General features: G+C 58.7%; 19 protein-coding genes and 1 tRNA gene. 14 read left to right on the forward strand and 6 right to left on the reverse strand.

The window, feature by feature from the left end:
* Positions 1–2 precede the first annotated feature (2 nt).
* The 13 genes from NOR97_RS11320 (at position 3) to NOR97_RS11380 (ending at position 13,334) form a co-directional block, all read left to right on the forward strand.
* On the forward strand, positions 3–1,193 hold the full coding sequence (locus NOR97_RS11320) for a toxic anion resistance protein (RefSeq protein ID WP_170343610.1): 1,191 nt from the start codon (positions 3–5) through the stop codon (positions 1,191–1,193).
* Positions 1,194–1,242: 49 nt separating this feature from the next.
* Positions 1,243–2,163, forward strand: coding sequence for a DUF2927 domain-containing protein (locus NOR97_RS11325; RefSeq protein WP_170343609.1), 921 nt, complete (start codon positions 1,243–1,245; stop codon positions 2,161–2,163).
* Positions 2,164–2,185: 22 nt separating this feature from the next.
* Positions 2,186–3,334, forward strand: a complete 1,149-nt coding sequence (locus tag NOR97_RS11330; RefSeq protein ID WP_170343608.1) for an SPFH domain-containing protein — start codon at positions 2,186–2,188, stop codon at positions 3,332–3,334.
* A 9-nt stretch (positions 3,335–3,343) separates the two neighbouring features.
* Positions 3,344–3,661 carry a CPCC family cysteine-rich protein gene (locus NOR97_RS11335; RefSeq protein ID WP_257599150.1) on the forward strand — a complete coding sequence of 106 codons (318 nt, stop codon included), beginning with the start codon at positions 3,344–3,346 and terminating at the stop codon, positions 3,659–3,661.
* Positions 3,662–3,668: 7 nt separating this feature from the next.
* On the forward strand, positions 3,669–4,784 hold the full coding sequence (locus tag NOR97_RS11340; RefSeq protein ID WP_257599151.1) for a TFIIB-type zinc finger domain-containing protein: 1,116 nt from the start codon (positions 3,669–3,671) through the stop codon (positions 4,782–4,784).
* A gap of 65 nt (positions 4,785–4,849) precedes the next feature.
* On the forward strand, positions 4,850–5,518 hold the full coding sequence (locus NOR97_RS11345) for a nitroreductase (protein ID WP_257599152.1): 669 nt from the start codon (positions 4,850–4,852) through the stop codon (positions 5,516–5,518).
* A gap of 42 nt (positions 5,519–5,560) precedes the next feature.
* The gene (gene dtd / locus NOR97_RS11350; RefSeq protein WP_257599153.1) at positions 5,561–5,998 is read left to right on the forward strand and encodes a D-aminoacyl-tRNA deacylase; all 438 of its coding nucleotides are present in this window, start codon (positions 5,561–5,563) and stop codon (positions 5,996–5,998) included.
* Positions 5,998–7,101 carry a DUF4147 domain-containing protein gene (locus NOR97_RS11355; protein WP_257599154.1) on the forward strand — a complete coding sequence of 368 codons (1,104 nt, stop codon included), beginning with the start codon at positions 5,998–6,000 and terminating at the stop codon, positions 7,099–7,101. The genes dtd and NOR97_RS11355 overlap by 1 nt, the downstream gene beginning before the upstream one ends.
* Before the next feature lie 238 nt (positions 7,102–7,339).
* Positions 7,340–8,926, forward strand: a complete 1,587-nt coding sequence (locus NOR97_RS11360; protein WP_257599155.1) for an ABC transporter substrate-binding protein — start codon at positions 7,340–7,342, stop codon at positions 8,924–8,926.
* Between the two features lie 15 nt (positions 8,927–8,941).
* Positions 8,942–9,898, forward strand: coding sequence for an ABC transporter permease (locus tag NOR97_RS11365; protein ID WP_170343601.1), 957 nt, complete (start codon positions 8,942–8,944; stop codon positions 9,896–9,898).
* Positions 9,895–10,710 carry an ABC transporter permease gene (locus NOR97_RS11370; protein ID WP_171329524.1) on the forward strand — a complete coding sequence of 272 codons (816 nt, stop codon included), beginning with the start codon at positions 9,895–9,897 and terminating at the stop codon, positions 10,708–10,710. Before NOR97_RS11365 ends, NOR97_RS11370 begins: the two co-directional genes overlap by 4 nt.
* Positions 10,707–12,344 carry an ABC transporter ATP-binding protein gene (locus NOR97_RS11375; protein ID WP_170343599.1) on the forward strand — a complete coding sequence of 546 codons (1,638 nt, stop codon included), beginning with the start codon at positions 10,707–10,709 and terminating at the stop codon, positions 12,342–12,344. Before NOR97_RS11370 ends, NOR97_RS11375 begins: the two co-directional genes overlap by 4 nt.
* A gap of 153 nt (positions 12,345–12,497) precedes the next feature.
* A complete protein-coding gene (locus NOR97_RS11380) occupies positions 12,498–13,334 on the forward strand; it encodes an alkaline phosphatase family protein (protein ID WP_257599156.1) in 837 nt (278 codons plus the stop codon).
* Between the two features lie 23 nt (positions 13,335–13,357).
* Here NOR97_RS11380 and NOR97_RS11385 read toward each other — a convergent pair whose 3' ends face one another.
* The 6 genes from NOR97_RS11385 to NOR97_RS11410 all read right to left on the reverse strand — a co-directional run bounded on the left by NOR97_RS11385 (position 13,358) and on the right by NOR97_RS11410 (position 20,247).
* Entirely contained in the window at positions 13,358–14,161 is an 804-nt protein-coding gene (locus NOR97_RS11385) for a methyltransferase domain-containing protein (RefSeq protein ID WP_257599157.1), read from the reverse strand.
* Positions 14,162–14,260: 99 nt separating this feature from the next.
* Complete coding sequence (locus NOR97_RS11390) at positions 14,261–15,184, reverse strand: alpha/beta hydrolase (RefSeq protein ID WP_257599158.1); 924 nt, start codon at positions 15,182–15,184, stop codon at positions 14,261–14,263.
* A gap of 12 nt (positions 15,185–15,196) precedes the next feature.
* Positions 15,197–17,086 (reverse strand): acyl-CoA synthetase, encoded by a 1,890-nt coding sequence (locus NOR97_RS11395; RefSeq protein WP_257599159.1) that lies wholly within the window; start codon positions 17,084–17,086, stop codon positions 15,197–15,199.
* A gap of 160 nt (positions 17,087–17,246) precedes the next feature.
* Positions 17,247–19,067, reverse strand: coding sequence for an ABC transporter transmembrane domain-containing protein (locus tag NOR97_RS11400; protein WP_257599160.1), 1,821 nt, complete (start codon positions 19,065–19,067; stop codon positions 17,247–17,249).
* Between the two features lie 129 nt (positions 19,068–19,196).
* Positions 19,197–19,270, reverse strand: a tRNA-Gly gene (locus NOR97_RS11405).
* A 104-nt stretch (positions 19,271–19,374) separates the two neighbouring features.
* On the reverse strand, positions 19,375–20,247 hold the full coding sequence (locus tag NOR97_RS11410) for a MurR/RpiR family transcriptional regulator (protein WP_170343593.1): 873 nt from the start codon (positions 20,245–20,247) through the stop codon (positions 19,375–19,377).
* 160 nt (positions 20,248–20,407) lie between these two features.
* On the opposite strand from NOR97_RS11410, the gene NOR97_RS11415 reads away from it, so the two are divergent.
* On the forward strand, positions 20,408–21,136 hold the full coding sequence (locus tag NOR97_RS11415; protein ID WP_257599161.1) for an N-formylglutamate amidohydrolase: 729 nt from the start codon (positions 20,408–20,410) through the stop codon (positions 21,134–21,136).
* Positions 21,137–21,151: the final 15 nt, after the last annotated feature.

Here is a 21,151-nt window from a genome sequence, read left to right on the forward strand (position 1 = left end):
CCATGTCCGATGAGATCAAGAAAAAGGCGGTACAGGCCGAAACTCTGGTACAGGAAGTCACCGCAGTTGCCCTGCCCGAACCACAGGCCGAGGTCGTGTCGCTGGAGGAAGCCGACGAACCCGTCAGCGCCGAAATCCGCAAGCGGATGAATGAAATCGACATGGACAACACCAATTCGATCGTCGCGTTCGGCTCGTCCGCGCAGGCCGAGTTGCAGGAGATCAGCCAGGCCATGCTTGCGGATGTGCGCAACAAGGATGTCGGCCCGGCCGGTGACAGCCTGCGCAACATCGTAACCACGATACGCGGGTTCTCGGTCAGTGAACTAGACGTGCGCCGCGAGCGCAGCTGGTGGGAAAAACTGTTGGGCAGGGCTGCACCATTTGCGAAATTCACCGCCCAGTACGAAGAGGTTCAGGACCAGATAGACCGCATAACCGACGATCTACTGGGGCATGAGCATACGCTGCTCAAGGATATCAAGTCTTTGGACCTGCTGTATGAAAAGACCTTGGATTTCTATGATGAACTGGCGTTGTACATCGCTGCGGGCGAAGAGAAGCTGACCGAGCTGGACAGCCACGACATCCCTGAAAAGGAGGCCGAAGTTCAGGCCGCTCCGGAAGACCAGCAAGTGATGAAGGCGCAGGAACTGCGTGACATGCGCGCGGCGCGGGACGACCTTGAACGCCGGGTTCATGACCTGAAACTGACACGACAGGTCACGATGCAGTCCCTGCCGTCGATCCGCTTGGTTCAGGAAAACGACAAATCGCTGGTCACCAAGATCAACTCGACACTGGTGAACACCGTCCCGCTTTGGGAAACGCAACTGGCCCAGGCGGTTACGATCCAGCGCAGCGCCGAAGCCGCCGCCGCGGTGCGGGATGCCAATGACCTGACCAACGAGCTTTTGACCTCGAACGCAGCCAACCTGCGTGAATCGAACAAGATGATCCGCGAAGAAATGGAGCGCGGTGTGTTCGACATCGAAGCAGTCAAGCAGGCCAATGCCGACCTGATTGGCACCATCAACGAAAGCCTTGCGATTGCGGACGAAGGCAAGGCCAAACGCGCCGCAGCCGAAGCCGAGTTGCAGAAGATGGAAAAGGAACTGCGCGACACTTTGGCGTCTGCCAAGGCACGGCGCGACGGAACTGGCGACACTGCCGGTACGGCGGTACCCGGTTAAGGGCGGGATCGGCGTGCGGGCCTTCGGTTACTTGAAAGGAACCTTGGGGATGGTATCGCTCTTGGCCTTGGCCAATTGCGACGAGACCCTGACGTCATCCGTTGTTCCACAACCTCGCCCGACACCCGCACCCGAGGCAGCCAATGCTTATGTGCCGCCATCTGCCGCAAGTCAGGATCTGGCGCGCTTTTATCGACGGGTTGAACGGGACCTGCTGGTGCGGGGGCTTTTACGCACCGATGGGGGCGGCCCCGACACCCCCTATGATGCCGACGATCTGGCGCGGAATTTCGAAGCGATCGCGTTCTACAGCGAATATCCGACGCAAAGCGTCGCGGCTGGCTCGCGTCAGACGGACGGGCAACTCAGCCGATGGTCCGGCTCTGTCCGGATACAGACCGAGTTCGGCCCCTCCGTGCTTCCTTCTGCACGGCAGCAAGATGCAGATCAGGTTCGGTCCTTTGCCACCCGTCTGGCCAGATTGACCGATCATCCGGTTTCCGTCGTCTCCCGCAACGCCAATTTCCATGTCTTTTTTGCAGGCAAGGATGACAGCGCCTATGTCGTATCCCGCCTGAAACAGCTGATCCCGAATATCAGTCAGGATTCGCTGAACCTGGTGGCCAATCCACGCGCCAATTTCGACTGTCTGGTGTTTGCGTCGGCTACGACCTCATCACCACACAGATACGTACGTGCCGTTTCCCTTATCCGGGCCGAATTGACGGATCTGGGCCGCCAAAGCTGCATTCACGAAGAAATTGCTCAGGGTCTTGGCCTGTCCAATGACAGCCCGGCAGCGCGACCTTCGATTTTCAACGATGATGACGAATTTGCCCTGCTGACCAGTCACGACGAAAAGCTGCTGACGATGTTGTATGATCCGCGATTGCAGCCCGGCATAGACGTTGATGAAGCACGACCCATTGTACGAATAATCGCACATGAATTGATGGGGCAGCCGCTCTGACCCCGATGACAGGAGAACCCAGATGGGAATTTTCGATTTTCTGACCGGAGAATTCATTGATGTCATTCATTGGGTGGACGACACCCGTGACACGATGGTCTGGCGGTTCGAACGCGAAGGCCACGAGATCAAGTATGGCGCCAAGCTGACCGTGCGCGAAGGTCAGGCGGCGGTATTCGTACACGAAGGCCAACTGGCGGATGTGTTTACGCCGGGCCTTTATATGCTCGAAACCAACAACATGCCGATCATGACGACGCTGCAACATTGGGATCACGGGTTCCAGTCGCCCTTCAAGTCCGAGATCTATTTCGTCAACACCACCCGGTTCAACGACCTGAAATGGGGCACCAAGAACCCGATCATGCTGCGCGACCCGGAATTCGGCCCGACCCGGATCCGCGCCTATGGCACTTATACGGTACGTGTGAAAGACCCGGCCAAGTTCCTGATCGAGATCGTGGGCACCGATGGTGAATTCACCATGGACGAGATCAGCTTTCAGATCCGCAACATCATCGTGCAGGAATTCAGCCGGGTCATTGCAGGCTCGGGCATTCCGGTTCTGGACATGGCCGCCAACACCGCCGATCTGGGCAAGCTGATCGCGGCCGAGGTCTCACCCGTGCTGGACGGATACGGGCTGGAGATGCCTGAATTCTACATCGAGAACATCTCGCTGCCGCCGGCGGTCGAGGCAGCGCTGGACAAGCGCACCTCGATGGGGCTAGCGGGGGATCTGGGCAAGTTTACGCAGTATTCCGCAGCCGAGGCGATGACGGCGGCCGCCAGCAACCCAAACGGCGGTGGCGGCATGGGCGCTGGCCTTGGTATGGGAATGGGCATGGCGATGGCGAACCAGATGTCGAACATGGCAGCGGGTCGGCCGTCAGGCCCGTGGGGCGCGCCCGCGCCCGCTGCCCCGCAACCGTCTGCGCATGTCGCCCCGCCGCCCCCGCCGCCGGTCGAGCATGTGTGGCACATCGCGGTGGACGGACAGACCAGCGGCCCGTTCTCGAAGGCCAAGATGGGCCGCATGGCCAGCGACGGCGAGATCACGCGCGACACCTACGTGTGGACGCCCGGTCAGGACGGCTGGAAGAAGGCGGGCGAGGTGCAGGAACTGGCGCAACTGTTCACCATTCTGCCGCCGCCCCCGCCCGGCGCATGAGGGCACCGCATGGCCGGCCTTGGAAAACGCTCGAAAAAGGGCAGGCGCAAGACGCGTCCCGACCCGCATTTCGTCTGCCCTTGCTGCGACTATGTCACCCTTTCGGAACGCGGAAAGTACCTGATCTGCCCGATCTGTTTCTGGGAGGACGAGGACATCCATTATGACACGAACCCACGCGAGCCCTCGGCGGCCAATCACGGCCTGACGCTGGCCGAGGGGCGAAAAAATTTCAGGACGATCGGGGCCTGCGAAGCCGAAATGCTGCCGCATGTCCTGCCCGAGGAAGACCGCGCGGACTATCTCTACTTCCCTCTCAAGGACTGAGCGCCTCATGACTCATGCCCCTGCCCCATCACCTGATTTTGCGGAACACCGTTTTCCGTGTGACCAGTGCGGCGCGGACTATCGGTTCGACCCGAAATCCGGCACGCTGACCTGCGATCACTGCGGCCATTCCGAACCGATCGGGGCTGGCCCCTGGGGCGGCGCCAGCCTGCGCGAGTTGGATTTCGACGCGGCCATCGCCGACCGCTTGCCCGACAGTGAAATCGAAGAGACACGGGTTCTGTCCTGCCCGAACTGTGCGGCGCAGGTTGAATTCGACCCCAACACCCATGCTGCGGAATGCCCGTTCTGCGCCACTCCGGTCGTGACGGACACCGGGGTGAACCGGCATATCAAACCGAAGGGTGTTCTGCCTTTTGCTCTGGATGAACGCTCGGCCCACAGGGCGATGAGCGATTGGCTGGGGCGGCTGTGGTTCGCGCCGAACGGGCTCAAGGACTATGCCCGCAAGGGCCGCAGGATGCAGGGCATCTATGTGCCCTACTGGACCTTTGATGCCGACACGAAATCGGCCTATCGCGGAGAGCGCGGCACGGTCTACTATGAAACCCGCACCGTCATGCGGGATGGCAAACGGGTGCAACAACAGGTGCCCAAGGTCCGCTGGACGCCCAAGTCCGGCCGGGTGGCCCGGTTCTTTGACGACGTGCTGGTTTTGGCTTCAAGGTCTCTGCCCAAGGCTTACACGGATGCTCTGGAGCCTTGGGATCTCCCGGCTCTGGAACCCTACCAGCCAGAATACCTCGCCGGTTTTCGGGCCGAGGCCTATACGGTTGAACTGAAAGAGGGATATGCCGAGGCCCGCGCACATATGGCCCGCGTGATCGAGCGTGATGTACGTTTTGATATTGGGGGCGACAGGCAACGTATCCATGCGGTGGACACTGATGTGCGCGATGTCACGTTGAAACATATCCTGCTGCCGGTCTGGTTGGCGGCCTATAAGTATCGCGGCCAGACCTATCGTTTCGTGGTGAACGGCCGGACCGGTCGGGTTCAGGGAGAGCGCCCCTGGTCGGCAATAAAGATCACGATCGCCGTTGTACTTGGCCTGCTGGTTGCCGCAGGTGTCGGATATTTGATGGCAACAGGACAGCAATAACAGCCTCTTGTACAATTTACACCGCAGCGTCATCCTCAGGCCTGCAACGTTGAGAAGAGGTCCACGTGTCGATTGCCGAATTGAATGCCTTGCTGGACAAACGTCATTCCTGCCGCGCCTTTCTTCCGGACCCGGTACCGCAAGACCAGATCGCGCAGATCGTGACCAGCGCGTCCCGGGTGCCAAGCTGGTGCAACGCGCAACCTTGGCAACTGGTCATCACCAGCGGAGACGAAACCGACAGGTTCCGCGACGCGATGTCAAACGAGGCGGAAAACGGCACGACGGCCCCGGATCTTCCATTTCCCACGTCTTACTCCGGCGAGTATCAAGACCGCCGCCGGACGTGCGGCTGGGCACTCTACAGCGCGGTTGGCGTAGAACGGGGGGACCGCGAAGGGTCGGCGCAGCAAATGATGCAGAACTTTGCCCTGTTTGGCGCACCACATTGTGCCATCATCTCAAGCCCGGCAGAGCTTGGACCTTATGGTGCAATGGATTGCGGCGGCTTTGTCACGGCTTTCGCGCTCGCCGCTCAGGCTTTGGGCGTGGCAACCATCCCACAAGCGGCATTGGCCGCATACAGCCCTTTTTTGCATCAGTATTTTCAGATCCCCGATGATCGTTTGATCCTGTGCGCAATTTCCTTTGGCTATTCGGATACGGATCATCCTGCAAACAGCTTCCGCACGGAACGTGCGGCATTGGGTGACTTTGTGGACTGGCGCGGCTAAACCGTCGCTCAGGCAGGCTCAACATCTCGGGGGAGGAACCAAGTGCGCGCATTGCTGCAAAGAGTGACACAGGCCAAAGTGTCGGTCGGAAGCACCGTCATCGGCACAACCGGCCCTGGGCTCATGATTCTGGTCTGCGCCATGCAGGGCGACAGCAAGGCACAGGCAGAAAAACTGGCCGAGAAAACTGCAAAACTGCGGATTTTCAAGGACGACGCCGGCAAGATGAACCGCTCGCTTCTGGATGTTGAAGGCTCTGCTCTGGTGGTCAGCCAGTTCACACTGGCGGCGGACACCTCCAGCGGCAATCGCCCCGGATTTTCAAACGCGGCCCCGCCCAAGCTGGGAGAGCAGTTGTACAAGGTCTTCGCCGAGCACCTTGCCGCGCAGGGCGTCGCGGTGGAGACCGGACAGTTCGGCGCAGACATGGCGGTAGAACTTGTAAATGACGGGCCGGTCACGATCTGGGTGGAGAATTGATGGATATTGAGAAGCAAGCCGTCACGTTGTGGCAGGTCGGTGTTGAGGCCGTCGGCGGGTACGAGGCCACCCTGGCCGCCTTGCCTGATGTCCCGAAACCCGACCGTATTCTGGCCGTGGGCAAACCCGCCGCAGCCATGGCGCGGGCTGCGCTGGAACATTTCGGCGCCATCCCAACGCTTGTGGTCACCAAAGACGACCATGGTCGCGACCTGCCGGGCGGGGTCGAGGTGATCGAAGCGTCGCACCCCGTTCCGGACGACCGCAGTCTTGCGGGCGGGCGGGCGCTGCGCCTCGCCATGGAACAGATGGGGCCCGGATCACATGTGCTGCTGCTGGTCTCGGGCGGCGCGTCATCCCTGGCCGAGGACCTGCTTCCCGGAACATCGCTTGATGACCTCGGGGCGTTGAACCGCGAACTGCTGTCGAAAGGGCTGGATATCCGCGCGATGAATGCCCAGCGTCGCAAGCTGTCGCGTATCAAGGGCGGCGGTCTGCTGTCCCATTTCGCCGGAGACCGCGCCACTGTTCTGGCGATCTCGGACGTGCCCGGAGACGATCTGAACGTCATCGGCTCGGGAATCGGAGCATTGCCCGACAACCATTCCTTTGCGGCCACCACCCGGATCGTTGCTTCGAACGCGCATGCACGCAATGCCGCTGCCAAAGCAGCGGAAAAAATGGGGCTGAGGGTTTTGACCAATGATGAGGCCCTGCACGACGACTATTTGAAAGTCGCGGCGCGTCTTGGGCCCATGCTGCGAGGAATGGAAAAGGGCGTGATGATCTTTGGCGGAGAACCGACCGTGGTTTTGCCTGATCACCCGGGGCGTGGCGGCAGAAATCAGGCCCTTGCGCTTGCCTTGGCCAAAGAGATTTCAGGCCAGACGGATCTTGCGGTGGTCGTGGGCGGCACCGACGGCACGGACGGTCCGACAAATGCGGCGGGTGGAATCATAACAGGCGCAACCTGGGGTGATGGCGCAGATCTTGCACTTCTAAAAGCCGACAGCGGGTCTTTCCTGGAAAAAGCCAATGCTTTGCTGACAACAGGGCCAACCGGCACCAATGTCATGGACCTGGTTGTCGCGATACGTGGATGATTTGACGCTTATCATGCTGCTTTGGCCCGCAATCGACCGGAAACTACCCGGAAATGCAGAATGCACCTGAACACCCACTCAGCAATTGCCGCACACCGGACAAGAAAGAGAGGGCTTCGGCCTTCGGTATTTAAGAGAAATAACCTTGCCCGGTCCGCGGAAATAAGCCAACGTTGACTCATGCGTCAACAAAAAGCCCCCCAAGGGGCTGGAACCACTCAATAGGGAGAACACTCATATGAACGAACAAATCACGTATATGGCCGGTCAGGTCACAGCCGGGAAGATGACTCGCCGCGAATTCATGGGGAAAGCTGCGGCTCTGGGCGTTTCGGCTGCCGTGGCCAGCACGATGTTCGCGGACGCAGCACGCGCGGCAGGCCCGAAAAAGGGCGGTGACCTGAAATTTGGCCTTCAGGGTGGCGAATCCACGAACTCGCTGGATCCCGCGACCTATGCCAGCTCGGTTCCGTTCCAGAACGGCAAGCAATTCGGCGACCAGCTTGTAGAAGTTGCCCCCGATGGGTCCATCGAACCGCGCCTGGCGGAAAGCGTCGAAGGCAGCGCGGACGCCAAGGTCTGGACCTTCAAACTGCGTCAGGGTGTCGAATTCCACAACGGCAAGACCATGACCAGCGAGGACGTGCTGAAGACCATGCAGCGCCACTCGAACGAAGACTCCAAGTCTGGTGCTCTGGGCATCATGAAGGGCATCGAGTCAATGAAAGCCGACGGCGACAACTTCCAGGTTACGCTGTCCGAGCCGAACGCGGACCTTCCGTATCTGATGGCCGACTACCACCTGATCATTCAGCCCGATGGCGGCATGGACAATCCAGGGGCAGGTATCGGAACCGGACCGTACAAGGTGGAAGTGGACGAACCCGGTGTGCGCCACTTGTTCACAAAGTACGAGAACCACTGGAACTCTGATTTCGGCAACTTCGACAGTGTTGAAGTCGTGGTTATCAATGACGCGACCGCGCGTACCGCTGCACTGCAATCGGGTCAGGTCCACGCCATCAACCGTGTTGAACCAAAGGTCGCGGACCTGCTGGGGCGCGCACCCAATCTGACCGTGCATTCGACCGCTGGCCGTGGCCACTATGTCTTTATCATGCACTGCGATACCGCACCGTTCGACAACAACGAACTGCGCACGGCCCTGAAATATGCCATCAATCGTACCGAACTCGTAGACAAGGTTCTGCGCGGCTATGGCTCGATCGGGAATGACATGCCGATCAACGCAGCCTATCCTCTGTTTGATGAGACCATCGAACAGCGCGAGTTCAGCGTGGAAAAAGCCGCCGAGCACTACAAGAAGTCCGGTCATGACGGTTCGCCGATTATCCTTCGTGTTGCAGACGGTGCCTTCCCGGGTGCCGTGGATGCCGCAGCCCTGTTCCAACAGACAGCGACCCAGGCCGGAATCCCGCTGGAAATCAAGCGCGAGCCGAATGATGGCTACTGGTCCGAGGTTTGGAACGTGCAGCCCTTCTGTGCCTCTTACTGGGGCGGTCGTCCGGTGCAGGACCAGATGTATTCGACCGCGTATCTGTCGACGGCGGACTGGAATGACACACGGTTCAAAGTTCAGGCATTTGACGACCTGCTGTTCGCGGCTCGTGCAGAACTGGATGCCGAAAAACGCAAGAAGATCTACAGCCAGATGGGCCGCATGGTCCGCGATGAAGGCGGCCTGATCTGCCCGATGTTCAATGATTTTGTCGAAGGTGTCAGCAACCAGCTGGATGGTTGGGAAAGCGACCCGACGCAGGAGATGATGAACGGCAACATGTCCCGCAAAATGTGGTTCGTCTGATACGGGCATCGGATAATGCATCCTATCATAAAACTGGTTTCCCAGCGCCTCGCGCTGGGAATTCTATTGCTGTTCGGCGCTTCGGCCTTGATTTTTGGCCTGACCGAAGCTCTTCCCGGAGACGCCGCGCAAGCCGTCCTGGGGCAGTCCGCAACCCCCGAGGCCTTGGCCAACCTTCGCGAAGAAATGGGCCTGGATCGCCCGGCCCTGACCCGTTATTTTGAATGGCTGGGCGGCATCGTTCAGGGCGACCTTGGCCAATCGCTGACCAACAAGCTTGATATTGCCGAGAGCATCGGAAAACGCCTCGGGAACACGTTGTTCCTGGCTTGTGTTGCGGCAATCGTATCCGTCCCGCTTGCGATTTTCCTTGGGCTACTGGCCGTCCGGTACCGCAATCGCTGGCCCGACAAACTGATTTCCGCCGTCACGCTGACAACGGTTTCTATCCCCGAGTTCCTGATCGGCTACGTCGTGATCTACTACATCTCGGTCAAACTGGGATGGTTTTCCTCGCTTGCGATGATCAACGACTCGATGTCGTTCTGGCAAAAGCTGAACGCGATTGCGCTGCCTGCCTTCGTTCTGACATTGGTGGTCCTGGCGCAGATGATGCGGATGACCCGCGCTGCAATTCTGAACCTCATGCAATCAGCCTATATCGAAACGGCCGAACTCAAGGGCCTGAGCACGTTTCAGGTCATCGCGCGGCATGCCTTTCCCAACGCAATCTCACCCATCGTGAACGTTGTCATGCTGAACCTCGCCTACCTCGTTGTTGGCGTCGTCGTGGTCGAAGTCGTGTTCGTCTATCCCGGCATGGGGCAGTACCTTGTGGACGCCGTGACCAAACGTGACGTGCCGGTCGTTCTGGCCTGCGGCGTGGTGTTCGCGGCTGTCTACATCGGCCTGAACATGGTCGCGGATATCGTCTCAATCCTTGCAAACCCAAGACTGAGGCATCCGAAATGAAGAACATTCCTATTTCGGCTCTGATTGGCCTCATGTTCACCGGCGCCTATTTCTTCGTGGCAATCGCAGCCCCGTTGATCGCGCCTTACGGGATGGCGGAAGTGGTCGGCGATGTATGGGAACCGGCCAGCGCCGAGCACCTGCTGGGCACCGACAACATCGGCCGTGACCTGCTGACCCGCATGATCTATGGCGGGCGCACGACGATCTTCATTGCCGCCGCCGCGACATTGCTCAGCTTCTTGACCGGTACATCGCTTGGTCTTCTGGCCGCCGTTCTGGGCGGTTGGGCGGATCAGGCGCTCAGCCGGACGGTCGATCTGATCATGTCCATCCCTACGCTGATCCTTGCGCTGGTCATTCTGGCCATCGTTCCGGTCACCGTTCCGATCCTGATCCTTGTCATGGGTCTTCTGGATGCGACACGCCCCTATCGCCTGTCGCGGTCCGTCGCCGTGGACATCAACGTGATGGATTATGTCGAAGCCGCGAAACTGCGTGGTGAGGGGCGGACCTGGATCATCTTCCGGGAAATCCTGCCGAACGCATTGTCACCGCTGGTGGCCGAGTTCGGCCTGCGGTTCATTTTCATGGTGCTGTTTATCTCTACCCTGTCCTTCCTGGGTCTCGGCGTTCAACCGCCGCTGGCCGACTGGGGTGGCATCGTGAAGGAAAACAAGGACGGCATCGTCTATGGCATTGGCGCGGCCCTGTACCCCGCCGTGGCCATCGCGACGCTCGCAATCTCGGTCAACCTTGTGGCTGACTGGATCCTGAACCGAACCACATCGCTGAAAGGAGGTCGGGGATGAGTGATACCCTTCTCAAGGTCCGTGACCTCAAGATCGGCGCGACCGTTTACCCACCGGGTGAGAAACCCCATGACATCGAAATCGTGCACGGGGTCAGCTTTGACCTGGAGCGCGGCAAGGTACTGGGTCTGATCGGTGAATCCGGCGCAGGGAAATCCACCATCGGTCTTGCCTCGATGGCCTATGGCCGGGGTGGCGTCGAAATCACCGGCGGCGAGGTCTGGGTCAACGGGCGCGACATCCTGAAATCATCGCATAGCGATATTCGGAATCTGCGCGGGGGCGAGGTTGCCTATGTCTCGCAATCCGCGGCCGCGTCGTTCAACCCGGCCAAGAGGATCATGGATCAGGTTGTCGAAGCGGCTGTCGAGCACAAGAAGTTTTCTCGCAAAGAAGCTGAAGGCCGCGCGCGTGAGCTGTTCGCAAAGCTGGGCTTGCCTGACCCTGACAACATCGGCAGCCGCTATCCGCACCAGGTCTCGGGCGGTCAGTTGCAGCGTTGCATGACTGCGCTGGCACTGTGTCCTGAACCCGATCTGGTGGTGTTCGACGAACCCACCACGGCGCTGGATGTGACCACCCAGATCGATGTTCTGATGGCAATCAAGGATGCCATACGCGATACCGGCGTTGCTGCTTTGTACATCACGCATGATCTGGCGGTCGTTGCGCAGGTCAGCGACGATATCATGGTTTTGCGGATGGGTGACACAGTCGAATACGGCAGCACCGACCAGATCATCAACAACCCGCAGGAAGAATACACGCAGGCTTTGGTCTCGGTGCGTTCGATCGAGCACGAAGAAAAGCAGCCCACACCGGAACCGCTGCTTACCGTTGACGGGATCACCGCGCGCTACAAGGGGCTGAACTTCGACGTGCTGCACAACGTCAATGTCGAGCTTCATCCGGGGCAGACGCTGGCGGTCGTGGGCGAATCCGGCTCGGGCAAATCCACGCTGGCCCGGGTGATCACCGGCCTGTTGCCGCCGCGCGATGGCGAGATCCGTTTTGCCGGTCGCACGCTGTCGCCGGACCTTGCGGGGCGGTCTCGCGAGGATCTGCGCGAGTTGCAGATGATCTATCAGATGGCAGACGTGGCAATGAACCCACGCCAGACCGTCGGCACCATCATCGGCCGCCCGTTGGAGTTCTATTTCAACATGCGCGGCGCTGAGAAGCGCAAACGGATCATCGAGTTGTTGGATGAGATCGAGCTGGGCGAAAAATTCATCGACCGCTATCCTGCGGAACTGTCCGGAGGTCAGAAACAGCGTGTCTGTATCGCCCGGTCACTGGCAGCCAAGCCCAAGTTGATCATCTGTGACGAGGTCACTTCGGCACTGGATCCGCTGGTGGCGGACGGCATCCTCAAGCTGCTGCTGGACCTGCAAAAGATCGAGGATGTGGCCTATCTGTTCATCACCCACGATCTGGCGACGGTCCGCGCGATCAGCGACAGCATCGCGGTGATGTATCAGGGTCGCGTGGCCCGTTACGGCTCGAAGAGTCAGGTGCTGAGCCCGCCCTTCGACGATTATACCGACCTGCTGCTCAGTTCGGTGCCTGAAATGCATCTGGGCTGGCTGGAAGAGGTCGTCGCCCATCGCAAGATGGAAAGCGCCGGCAACTGATCCGGTTCGTGACATTTCGATGAAGGTTTGAATCCCGGCACCTTGTTTGAAGACAGGTGTCGGGATTTTGCTATTGGGGGCGCAAAGTGGCAGCCGATGGGCGTCGAATCTCTTAGGGTCGCCGGAACGCAATGTCTCTCAAAGGGCCTCGACATGGACCGCAAGCTTCTCCTCATCATTCTGGACGGTGTCCCCTATCGCAATTTTCGCCGCCTGTTCGGCAATCTCGAAGGCTGGGTCGACAGTGGTGAAGCACGGCTTTGGAAACTGCGTGCCGTGCTGCCTTCGACATCGGCCAGTTGCTATGCGTCGATCCACACGGGCGTGACACCGCAAGAACATGGCTGCACCGGGAATGGAAACGTCTTCCGGCTGAGCCACAAGGACGTGTTCAGTCAGGTGCGTGAAGCCGGTGGTGTGACCGGGGCGGTGACACACAGCTATTGGTCGCAGTTCTTCAACCGTCACCCCTTCGACTACGTCCGCGACATCGAATACGACGAGCCCGAAAGCGCGACGATCAACCATGGCCGTTTTCACAGCATGACGGGCTATGGCAAAGCCAACCAGATGACGCCATCCGATGTCGATCTGTATGCCACTCTGACCAACCTGTGCCTGCGTTTCGGGCTGGACTATGGCATTCTGCACACCTGCACGCTGGATAGTATGGGCCACCGTTTTTTCCACGATTGTGAAGAAATGGATCACGCCTGCTTTGTTGCCGACGAAATGCTTGCGCCTTTCATCCCCCGCTGGCGCCAGTTGGGATATGAAGTGATCGTCACCGCGGATCATGGCCAAGACGAGCGCGGCCACCACGGTGGGCGCGGCCCGCTGCAACAGGAAACGGCGCTGTACTATTTCGGTGACGCAGAAGGGCCAGACGCCGAGACCGTCATAAGCCAGTTGCAATTGGCCCCGACCATCCTGAGCCGAATGGGTGCCCCCATCGCAGAGACAATGAAGGCGGAACCGTTTCTGCGGTAATGGTCATGCGGCTTCGGGGCCGCTTATGCGGCCTTCGCCGCCACCACTGTCGCAAATACCTGGTATCCGTAAAGCGACCCGTTTCGAGCACGTCTTTCGTGCTCGGCCACAAGCCCCGCTGCCAGTTCTTTTCCGATATCACCTCGCTCGTACATTTGCTTGGTGGTCAGGTCGACCCAAGGCAACATCTGCTCGGGTGTCGAGACAACTCTGCTTTGCACGTCAAAGTGTTTCACGGATAGTCCGGCATCGGAAATCATTGACCTGAGTTTTGCGACGACAAAAGGATCGGTTACAAACTCGCGGACGAACTCTTTTGCGCAGATATCCAGTGGATCATTCGGAAAAGAGCTGAACGTCGCTTTGGAAAAATCAGCGTCACACACAATCAACAGACCATCAGGCTTCAGCACTCTGAAAGCCTCGGCAATCAGAGATTCGGGATCTTCCACATGCGTGAGCACCGTGTGCATGATAACCGCATCGACGGTTTCATCTTCCAAAGGCAGCGCGGCACCGTCCGCCACTTTAAACGTCAGGTTCGAATACTCTTTGGCCCGATCGTTGGCTTCCGAGACAAACCCTTTCGAAGGTTCGAAACCTATGACGTTCGCCGGGTGGCAGTGTGATGCGATACGACGTGTGACGGCGCCTGCACCGGCCCCAACCTCAACAACCGTTGATGCATCCGTGACGTTCAGATGACCCAGATAGGCGGCAACGATCCGTTCCATGGTCGGGTCCGCTTGCCGTTGGTCCATTGAATCCGCAAACAACTTGATGAATTCAGGCCCGGCGGCATCAACGTTCTGGAAGGGGTCGGTCATAAGGTAATATCTCCTCGGAGAATTTGAGTGAGCGTACCACAGCCAGCCGCTTTTCGGCATACAGGCCCCAAAAAGGACCAGAGCCTTCAAATCACTGCATCAGTCGTAGGACCAGATCCCCTGCCCCAGCGCTTCTATCGCAACCGAAATACGTTCAAAACTGTCAGCCGCACGTTTCACCGAGGTTCTCGCGCGCAGATACCCGTGCACAAGACCGAATTCATTGATCCAGTGGGCCTGCCCGCCCGCCGCATTGATCCGACTGCAATAAACCTGCCCGTCGTCACGCAGCGGATCGCAATCAGCCGTTACAACCACGGTCGGCGGCAGGTTTGAAAAGTCACTGTCCTGCAACGGCGCATAGGTCGGATCGCCCTGGGGCGGATCGCCCGCGCATCGGACGGTTTCATAAAACTTGATTTCATCCAACGTCAGCAAGGGGGCCTGGGCATGTTCCTGGTAGGACCCCCGGGTGCGGTCCCCACCGAGGCCCGGATAGATCAGCACCTGCCCCAGGATTCCGTCCAAACGCCCGCGCGCGTAGTGGGATACCGCAGCAGCCAGATTTCCACCGGCGCTGTCACCGGCCAAAATCAATGGGTCTCCGAATTTGGTTGCGGCCCAGTTCGCTGCCGCCCAACAGTCATCAAACTGTGCCGGGTGCACATGTTCAGGACACAGCCGGTAATCGACGGCGACGACCCGGTACCCGGTTTGGGCGCATAATTCAGCGCAAACATCGTCGTGACTTTCCAGACCACCAACAACGAAACCGCCACCATGAAAATAGATGACGGTTCGGGTTGGTTGCCCGGCAGAGTAAATTCGAACCGGAACACCATCAGCGGTCCGGTCTTCTGTTTCCACCCCAGCCGGGCGTGGTTGGCGAAAGTCCTGACACATGGTGTCATAGACACGGCGCTGATCCTCGATCGACAGATCGACCGCGTCATCGGGATAGCTTTCTGCCGTGCGACGTATGAACGCCCAGGTTTCTTCGTCGATCAGGCGTTCATAGTCCATTGTCCCTCCGGCTTATTCAGACCACTCCCATGGCCGGGTGTATACCCCCAGCACTTTTGCAACATCGTCTTCCGAAGATCCGTTCGCGTCAAGCTGCGCGACAAGGCCGCGCTTCTTGTCATCGATGACAGAAACAACCCGCGCCGCCAATCCTGCATCCTCAAGGGCGCCGTTGTAGATACGAGTGATGGCCTGTTTCCGAAGATCAGGCTTGAACACCTTGCCAACCGCCGTTTTGGGCAGCTCATCCAGAATGGTCATGTGCTTTGGCTGCGCCGCGCGTTCATGCACGTGAATCTTGCAGTAATCCATCAGTTCTTTTTCTGTGACCGACGCGCCCTCGACCAGTTCGACAAAGGCGCAGGGAACTTCACCGGAATGTGCGTCCGGCTGGCCGATGGCACCGGCAAAAGCAACGGCGTCATGGCCCAGCAAAGCCTCTTCGATCTCGGCAGGGTCGATGTTGTGACCGCCACGAATGATCAGGTCCTTCGCGCGACCGGTGATCCACAGATACCCATCTTCGTCGAAGCGCCCCAGATCGCCCGTGCGCAGGTACTTGTCAAAGTGATACAGGTTAACGTTCTTGTCGGCCTCGGTATAGGTATTGCCCGCATAGACACCCGGGTTCGAGATGCAGATCTCACCGATTTGATCAGTGTCGCACTCGGTCGGTCCATCTGGCCCATCCTGCAAGATCTTGACGTCTGTATAGGGGAAGGGAATACCGATGGATCCGATCTTTTTCTCACCATCTACCGGGTTGCACGAGACCAGACACGTGGCCTCTGTCAGACCATACCCTTCGACAATGGTGACGCCGGTTGCTTCTTCAAACCGGCGGAACAGCTCCACCGGCAACGGGGCCGAACCCGAGAAGGCCGTTTTTACGCTTGAGATATCGGCATCGACCGGGCGCTGCATCTTGGCTGAAATCGCAGTTGGCACGGTGATGATGAAGCTCACCTTCCAACGCTCGATCAGCTTCCAGAAATTGTCGAACACCCCGTCGCCGCGATATCCCTGTGGCGTCGGGAAAACCACATGGGCACCGGAGGATACGGCCGCCATCACAATCACATGCACCGCGAAAACGTGGAACATGGGCAGCGGGCACATGATGACGTCGTTTTCGTCAAACAGAAGCGTGCTTCCCAACCAGCCGTTGTAGATCAGGCCGGAATACTTGTGCTGCGCCACCTTCGGCATACCCGTGGTACCGCCGGTATGAAAATAACAGGCGACACGATCTTCTTTGCTGTCTTCAAACGTCAGCGTCGTCGGCTGCTTGGCCAGTTCCGTGTGGAAGTTCTTGTAATCCGCATGGGCCAGCTTTTCCTTGTCGCCCATCTTGGGGCGCAGGAACGGCACCAGCCATGATTTGGGTGGGGTCAGATACCGGTTCAGATCAATTTCCAGAATGGTATTGACCTTGGGTGCGTGGCGCACCGCCTCTTCGACCTTCTGCGCGACATCTGTTTTCGGGAAGGATTTCAGCGTCACCACGACCTTGGCGCCGGTCTCGCGTAGGATCGCTGCGATCTGTTCCGGTTCAAGCAGGGGGTTGATCGGGTTCACGATCCCCGCAACCGCGCCGCCCATCATCGTGACCAGTGTCTCGTTGCAGTTGGGCAGCACATAGGCGACCACGTCTTTTTCACCCACACCCAGCGAGCGGAACAGGTTCGCCGCCTGATTGACCTGGCCCAGAAGTTGCGACCAGGTCAGCGTTTCGGCCTTGTCCTTCGGGCCCGAGAACAGTTGGAAGCTCATGGCTTTGTGGTTGGGGAACTTCCCTGCGGTGCGCGACAAAAGCTGATGGAAGGTGACGGGCAAATCCCGATCCTCCCACGGCATTTCCTGTTCCATGCGCTTCTTGTCTTCCAAACCCACAAAGGCCATGTGGTTCCTCCCGTATTATTCTCCCGCGTTTTGCGCGGGCTTGTTATGCGCAACCAAGATGGAAGCAAAACGAACCTCGCGCAAGCGAGGCCTTAGCCTTCAAAGGGAGTAAAATGTAGAATGACGCTACGGCGAATGTGCAAGTGCCGGAGCGTCACTCTTATTCTGCGGCGACACCATCGGTGAACTGCAACCGTGCAAGGCGTGCATACAGCCCGTCCTGAGACACCAGATCCTCGTGGCGGCCTTGTGCCACGATGCGGCCTTCCTCCAGCACAACGATGCGGTCGGCTTTCTTTACGGTTGCCAATCTGTGCGCGACGATCAGGGTCGTGCGCCCGGCACGCATCTTGTCCACCGCGCCCTGCACTGCGCGTTCACTTTCCGCATCCAGCGCCGAAGTCGCCTCGTCCAGCAGCAGAACCGGCGCGTCGCGCAGGATTGCACGGGCAATGGCAATACGCTGCTTCTGCCCGCCGGACAGCATGACACCGCGTTCGCCGACAAAGCTGTCATATCCTTGGGGCAAGGCCGCGATAAAGTCATGCGCGGCAGCGGCCCGGGCGGCGGCCTCGACTTCTGCATCCGAGGCGTCCAGACGGCCAAAGCGGATGTTTTCCCGAGCGGATGCAGCAAAGATCACAGGGTCCTGGGGCACCAAAGCCATGTGGCGGCGAAAGTCTGACCGGTCGAGGTCGCGCAGATCAAGACCGTCCAGCGTCACGCGGCCCGAGTTTGGATCATAGAAGCGCTGGATCAGTTGAATCACGGTTGTTTTTCCCGCCCCCGATGGCCCGACGAATGCGACCGTCTCGCCGGGTTTCACCAAAAGCGAGAGATGATCCAGTGCAATCGTATCGGGGCGCGCCGGATAGCGGAAGCTGACGTCTTCAAACCGGATTTCGCCCTGAACGTCTTTGGGCAGCGCTTTGGGATTGGCGGGGTCAGTGACAGTATCTTCTGCATGAAGCAGCTCGACCAGACGTTCGGTGGCACCTGCGGCGCGCTGAAGTTCGCTCCAGATTTCGGACAGGGCCGCGACCGAGCCCGCCATGATGATCGAATAGATGACGAACTGGATCAGAACGCCTTCGGTCATCACGCCATTTCGCACGTCGTTGGCACCCATCCACAGAACACCAACGATACCCGAGAAAACCAGGAAGATCACGATCACCGTCAGAACCGCGCGGGTCTGTATGCGGCGCAGCGACACGCGGTAGGATGTCTCGATCATCTCACTGAACTGCTGGCGGCTGGCCTGTTCATGAGAAAAAGCCTGAACGGTCTGCACCGCGCTCAATGCCTCACCGGCGTTGCCGGACGAGGCCGCGATCCAGTCCTGATTCTCGCGGCTGATCACGCGCAGGCGGCGGCCAAGTACGAGGATAGGCACGATGACCACCGGGATCAGCAACAATACCAGCCCGGTCAGCTTGGCGGATGTCAGCAGCATCAGAACCAGCCCGCCGACGAACAACAGTATGTTTCTCAGGGCAATGGACACTGACGAGCCGAGGACCGATTGGATCAGCGTCGTATCGGTGGTGATCCGGCTTAGCACCTCTCCGGTCATGATGCGTTCGTAGAATTCCGGGCTCATGCCGATGACCCGATCAAACACCGCCTTGCGGATATCGGCCACCACCCGTTCGCCCAGACGGGTCACAAGCGCGTATCTGATACCGGTGCCCACGGCCAGAACAGCGGCAATGCCGAGCGCGGCCAGAAAATACCAATCCAGAAGCTCTCCATCCTGAATGCGGAAATTGTCGACGACGCGCCGTACTGCCAGTGGCAACGTCAGGGTCATGCTCGCCGTCAGAATCAACGCCAGCGTCGCGCCGATCATCAGGAACTTGTAGGGTTTCATGAACGGCCAAAGCGAGGCCAGAACCCCAATCTTCTTTGAACGCGCGCGTTCCTCGGAGGCTCCGGGCGCGGCGGTATGCGTTGGCTTGCTGGCGGCTTGTCTTGCCATGTCTGGCCCTTGTGTCCTGATCGGTACTGAGTGACCGCTTTCTTGGAGGTACAGTCAAGTATGGTCAAGCATCACAACCACAATCGGCAGGTCGAAAGGGCCATTTGACGCAGAATTTCAGGGAAGGAGTGGAGCGGGTAGACGGAATCGAACCGACATAGCCTGCTTGGAAGGCAGGGGCTTTACCATTAAGCTATACCCGCAAATGGTCTGCGCTGGTTAAGTCATGCTTTCGGGATCGTCAAGCCGGAAGTGGCAAATTTAGTGGCGCTATTTTTCCGATACTGCCCGGCCCGACACCGGCCCGTCAGTCCTGATTGCGAAATATCCGGGTCGAGGAAAAGAACCGCTCCAGTTCTTCGATCCGTTCCTTGCTTTCTTCCCATCGTGCCTCCTGCACTTCTGCAATCAGCGTTTCCGAGATCAACTGCAATGCAATGGTCGAATCCCAACTGGATGGTGCCTCGACCAATGCGTGGAAAGAATAATTGGCGGTCTTTCCGATCGGTGACCCCCATTGATCCGTAAACAGCACAACGGTGACGCCCCGGCCCGAGGCAACCTGTGCCAGCTTCTCCAGATGCGCCTCGTAACGGCGGATGTCGAAAATCACCAGAACGGATGATTCATCCATATCCAGCAGGTATTGCGGCCAGACATTCGCCGAATTGCCCAGCATCGTCACATTGGGCCGGATGATCTGCATGTGATTGAACAGGTAATCCGCGTTTGACCGGGTGATGCGGCCGCCAACGACGTAAAGATGGCGCTCTGTCTCGGCCAAAAGATGCGCAACGGTATCGAACATCTCTTTGTCCAGACGTTCCAGCGTGTGGCGCATGTTGGTCCATACCGCTTGCGCAAAGCGCGTTGTCGGATGTTCCGCCTCATCATCCACAACCCAGGCGTCCCGTTTCGAGATCGGCTTTTTTATCTGCGCCGCAACCTCTTCGCGCAGCGCATCCTGCAAGTCGGGGAACCCGTCAAACCCAAGCTTGCGCGCCATGCGAATGACGGTCGGGGTCGAAACCTGCGCCGCGGCGGCCAGCTTGGTGATCGATTGCAAACCGGCCATCGGATAATCCTGCAACAGGACCGAGGCCAACTGACGTTCAGACCGTGTCAGATCGTCCAGTTCATCCTGAATCCGCTGTTTGACAAGTTTGGCAACGGTGGCCATTAGCACTCTCGTTTCTTAAATTTGTTACAGGATATGTTTGTTTGTAACTTTGTCTACAGAAATTTTCTTGACAGGTAAGAACTTGCTGTAACAAATGCTACTTATGCTTCACGAGACCGAGTCATCATTGCTTCAGCCGGCAGAGGCTCCGGCTGCCTGTGTGCTAAATGCGCACGGTCGTGCACCTGCTGTTCTGATCTGCGAACATGCAAGCCGGTTTATTCCTGAGGCTCTTGACGGATTAGGTCTGGATGAGGCAGCCGCATCCTCTCATGCCGCGTGGGACATCGGCGCGTTGGATCTGTCAGTGGAACTGATGGGCGCACTGGATGCGCCGCTGGTCCATTCGCGCGTCAGCCGCCTTGTCTATGATTGCAACCGCCCGCCCGATCGTGAAGACGCCACGCCGCAGGTCAGCGAAGTGTTTTCCGTTCCCGGAAATATGAACCTGACAGGCGCTCAACGTGCACAAAGGGTGCGCGATGTGTATGAACCGTTCAAACAGCTGGTTTCGACGACTTTGGATGCACGACCGGAACCACCAGTTGTTTTCACAATCCACAGCTTCACGCCCGTCTATAAGGGGCACCCCCGAACGGTTGAGCTGGGCATTCTTCATGACGAAGACGACCGCGCCGCACAACTGATGCTGCGGCACGCAGATGGCTCGGGGTTGCGCGTGGCATTGAACGAGCCCTACTCGGCCACGGATGGCGTCACACACACGTTGCGCGAACACGCGGTCAGGCGCGGGCTTCCGAATGTGATGATCGAAGTCCGGAATGATCTGATCGACTCGCCAGAAGGTGTAAACCGCGTTGCAGGATTGCTGACGCCAATTCTGCAATCGGTCATCACCGCGTTTTCGCACGCCGAGGCGAAACCATGAGAGCAGAGGTATCGG

It is taken from the genome of Ruegeria sp. YS9 (genome assembly GCF_024628725.1).
Taxonomy (GTDB): Bacteria; Pseudomonadota; Alphaproteobacteria; order Rhodobacterales; family Rhodobacteraceae; genus Ruegeria; species Ruegeria atlantica_C.

Bases quoted from the DNA above. Each gene is read 5' to 3' on its own strand.
- NOR97_RS11335 (WP_257599150.1), top strand. From the start codon at position 3,344: ATGGCCGGCCTTGGAAAACGCTCGAAAAAGGGCAGGCGCAAGACGCGT.
- NOR97_RS11395 (WP_257599159.1), bottom strand. From the start codon at position 17,086: ATGGCCTTTGTGGGTTTGGAAGACAAGAAGCGCATGGAACAGGAAATG.
- NOR97_RS11380 (WP_257599156.1), top strand. From the start codon at position 12,498: ATGGACCGCAAGCTTCTCCTCATCATTCTGGACGGTGTCCCCTATCGC.
- NOR97_RS11360 (WP_257599155.1), top strand. From the start codon at position 7,340: ATGAACGAACAAATCACGTATATGGCCGGTCAGGTCACAGCCGGGAAG.
- NOR97_RS11370 (WP_171329524.1), top strand. From the start codon at position 9,895: ATGAAGAACATTCCTATTTCGGCTCTGATTGGCCTCATGTTCACCGGC.
- NOR97_RS11390 (WP_257599158.1), bottom strand. From the start codon at position 15,184: ATGGACTATGAACGCCTGATCGACGAAGAAACCTGGGCGTTCATACGT.
- NOR97_RS11320 (WP_170343610.1), top strand. From the start codon at position 3: ATGTCCGATGAGATCAAGAAAAAGGCGGTACAGGCCGAAACTCTGGTA.
- NOR97_RS11410 (WP_170343593.1), bottom strand. From the start codon at position 20,247: ATGGCCACCGTTGCCAAACTTGTCAAACAGCGGATTCAGGATGAACTG.
- NOR97_RS11330 (WP_170343608.1), top strand. From the start codon at position 2,186: ATGGGAATTTTCGATTTTCTGACCGGAGAATTCATTGATGTCATTCAT.
- NOR97_RS11375 (WP_170343599.1), top strand. From the start codon at position 10,707: ATGAGTGATACCCTTCTCAAGGTCCGTGACCTCAAGATCGGCGCGACC.
- NOR97_RS11355 (WP_257599154.1), top strand. From the start codon at position 5,998: ATGGATATTGAGAAGCAAGCCGTCACGTTGTGGCAGGTCGGTGTTGAG.
- NOR97_RS11340 (WP_257599151.1), top strand. From the start codon at position 3,669: ATGACTCATGCCCCTGCCCCATCACCTGATTTTGCGGAACACCGTTTT.
- NOR97_RS11325 (WP_170343609.1), top strand. From the start codon at position 1,243: ATGGTATCGCTCTTGGCCTTGGCCAATTGCGACGAGACCCTGACGTCA.
- NOR97_RS11365 (WP_170343601.1), top strand. From the start codon at position 8,942: ATGCATCCTATCATAAAACTGGTTTCCCAGCGCCTCGCGCTGGGAATT.
- NOR97_RS11400 (WP_257599160.1), bottom strand. From the start codon at position 19,067: ATGGCAAGACAAGCCGCCAGCAAGCCAACGCATACCGCCGCGCCCGGA.
- NOR97_RS11385 (WP_257599157.1), bottom strand. From the start codon at position 14,161: ATGACCGACCCCTTCCAGAACGTTGATGCCGCCGGGCCTGAATTCATC.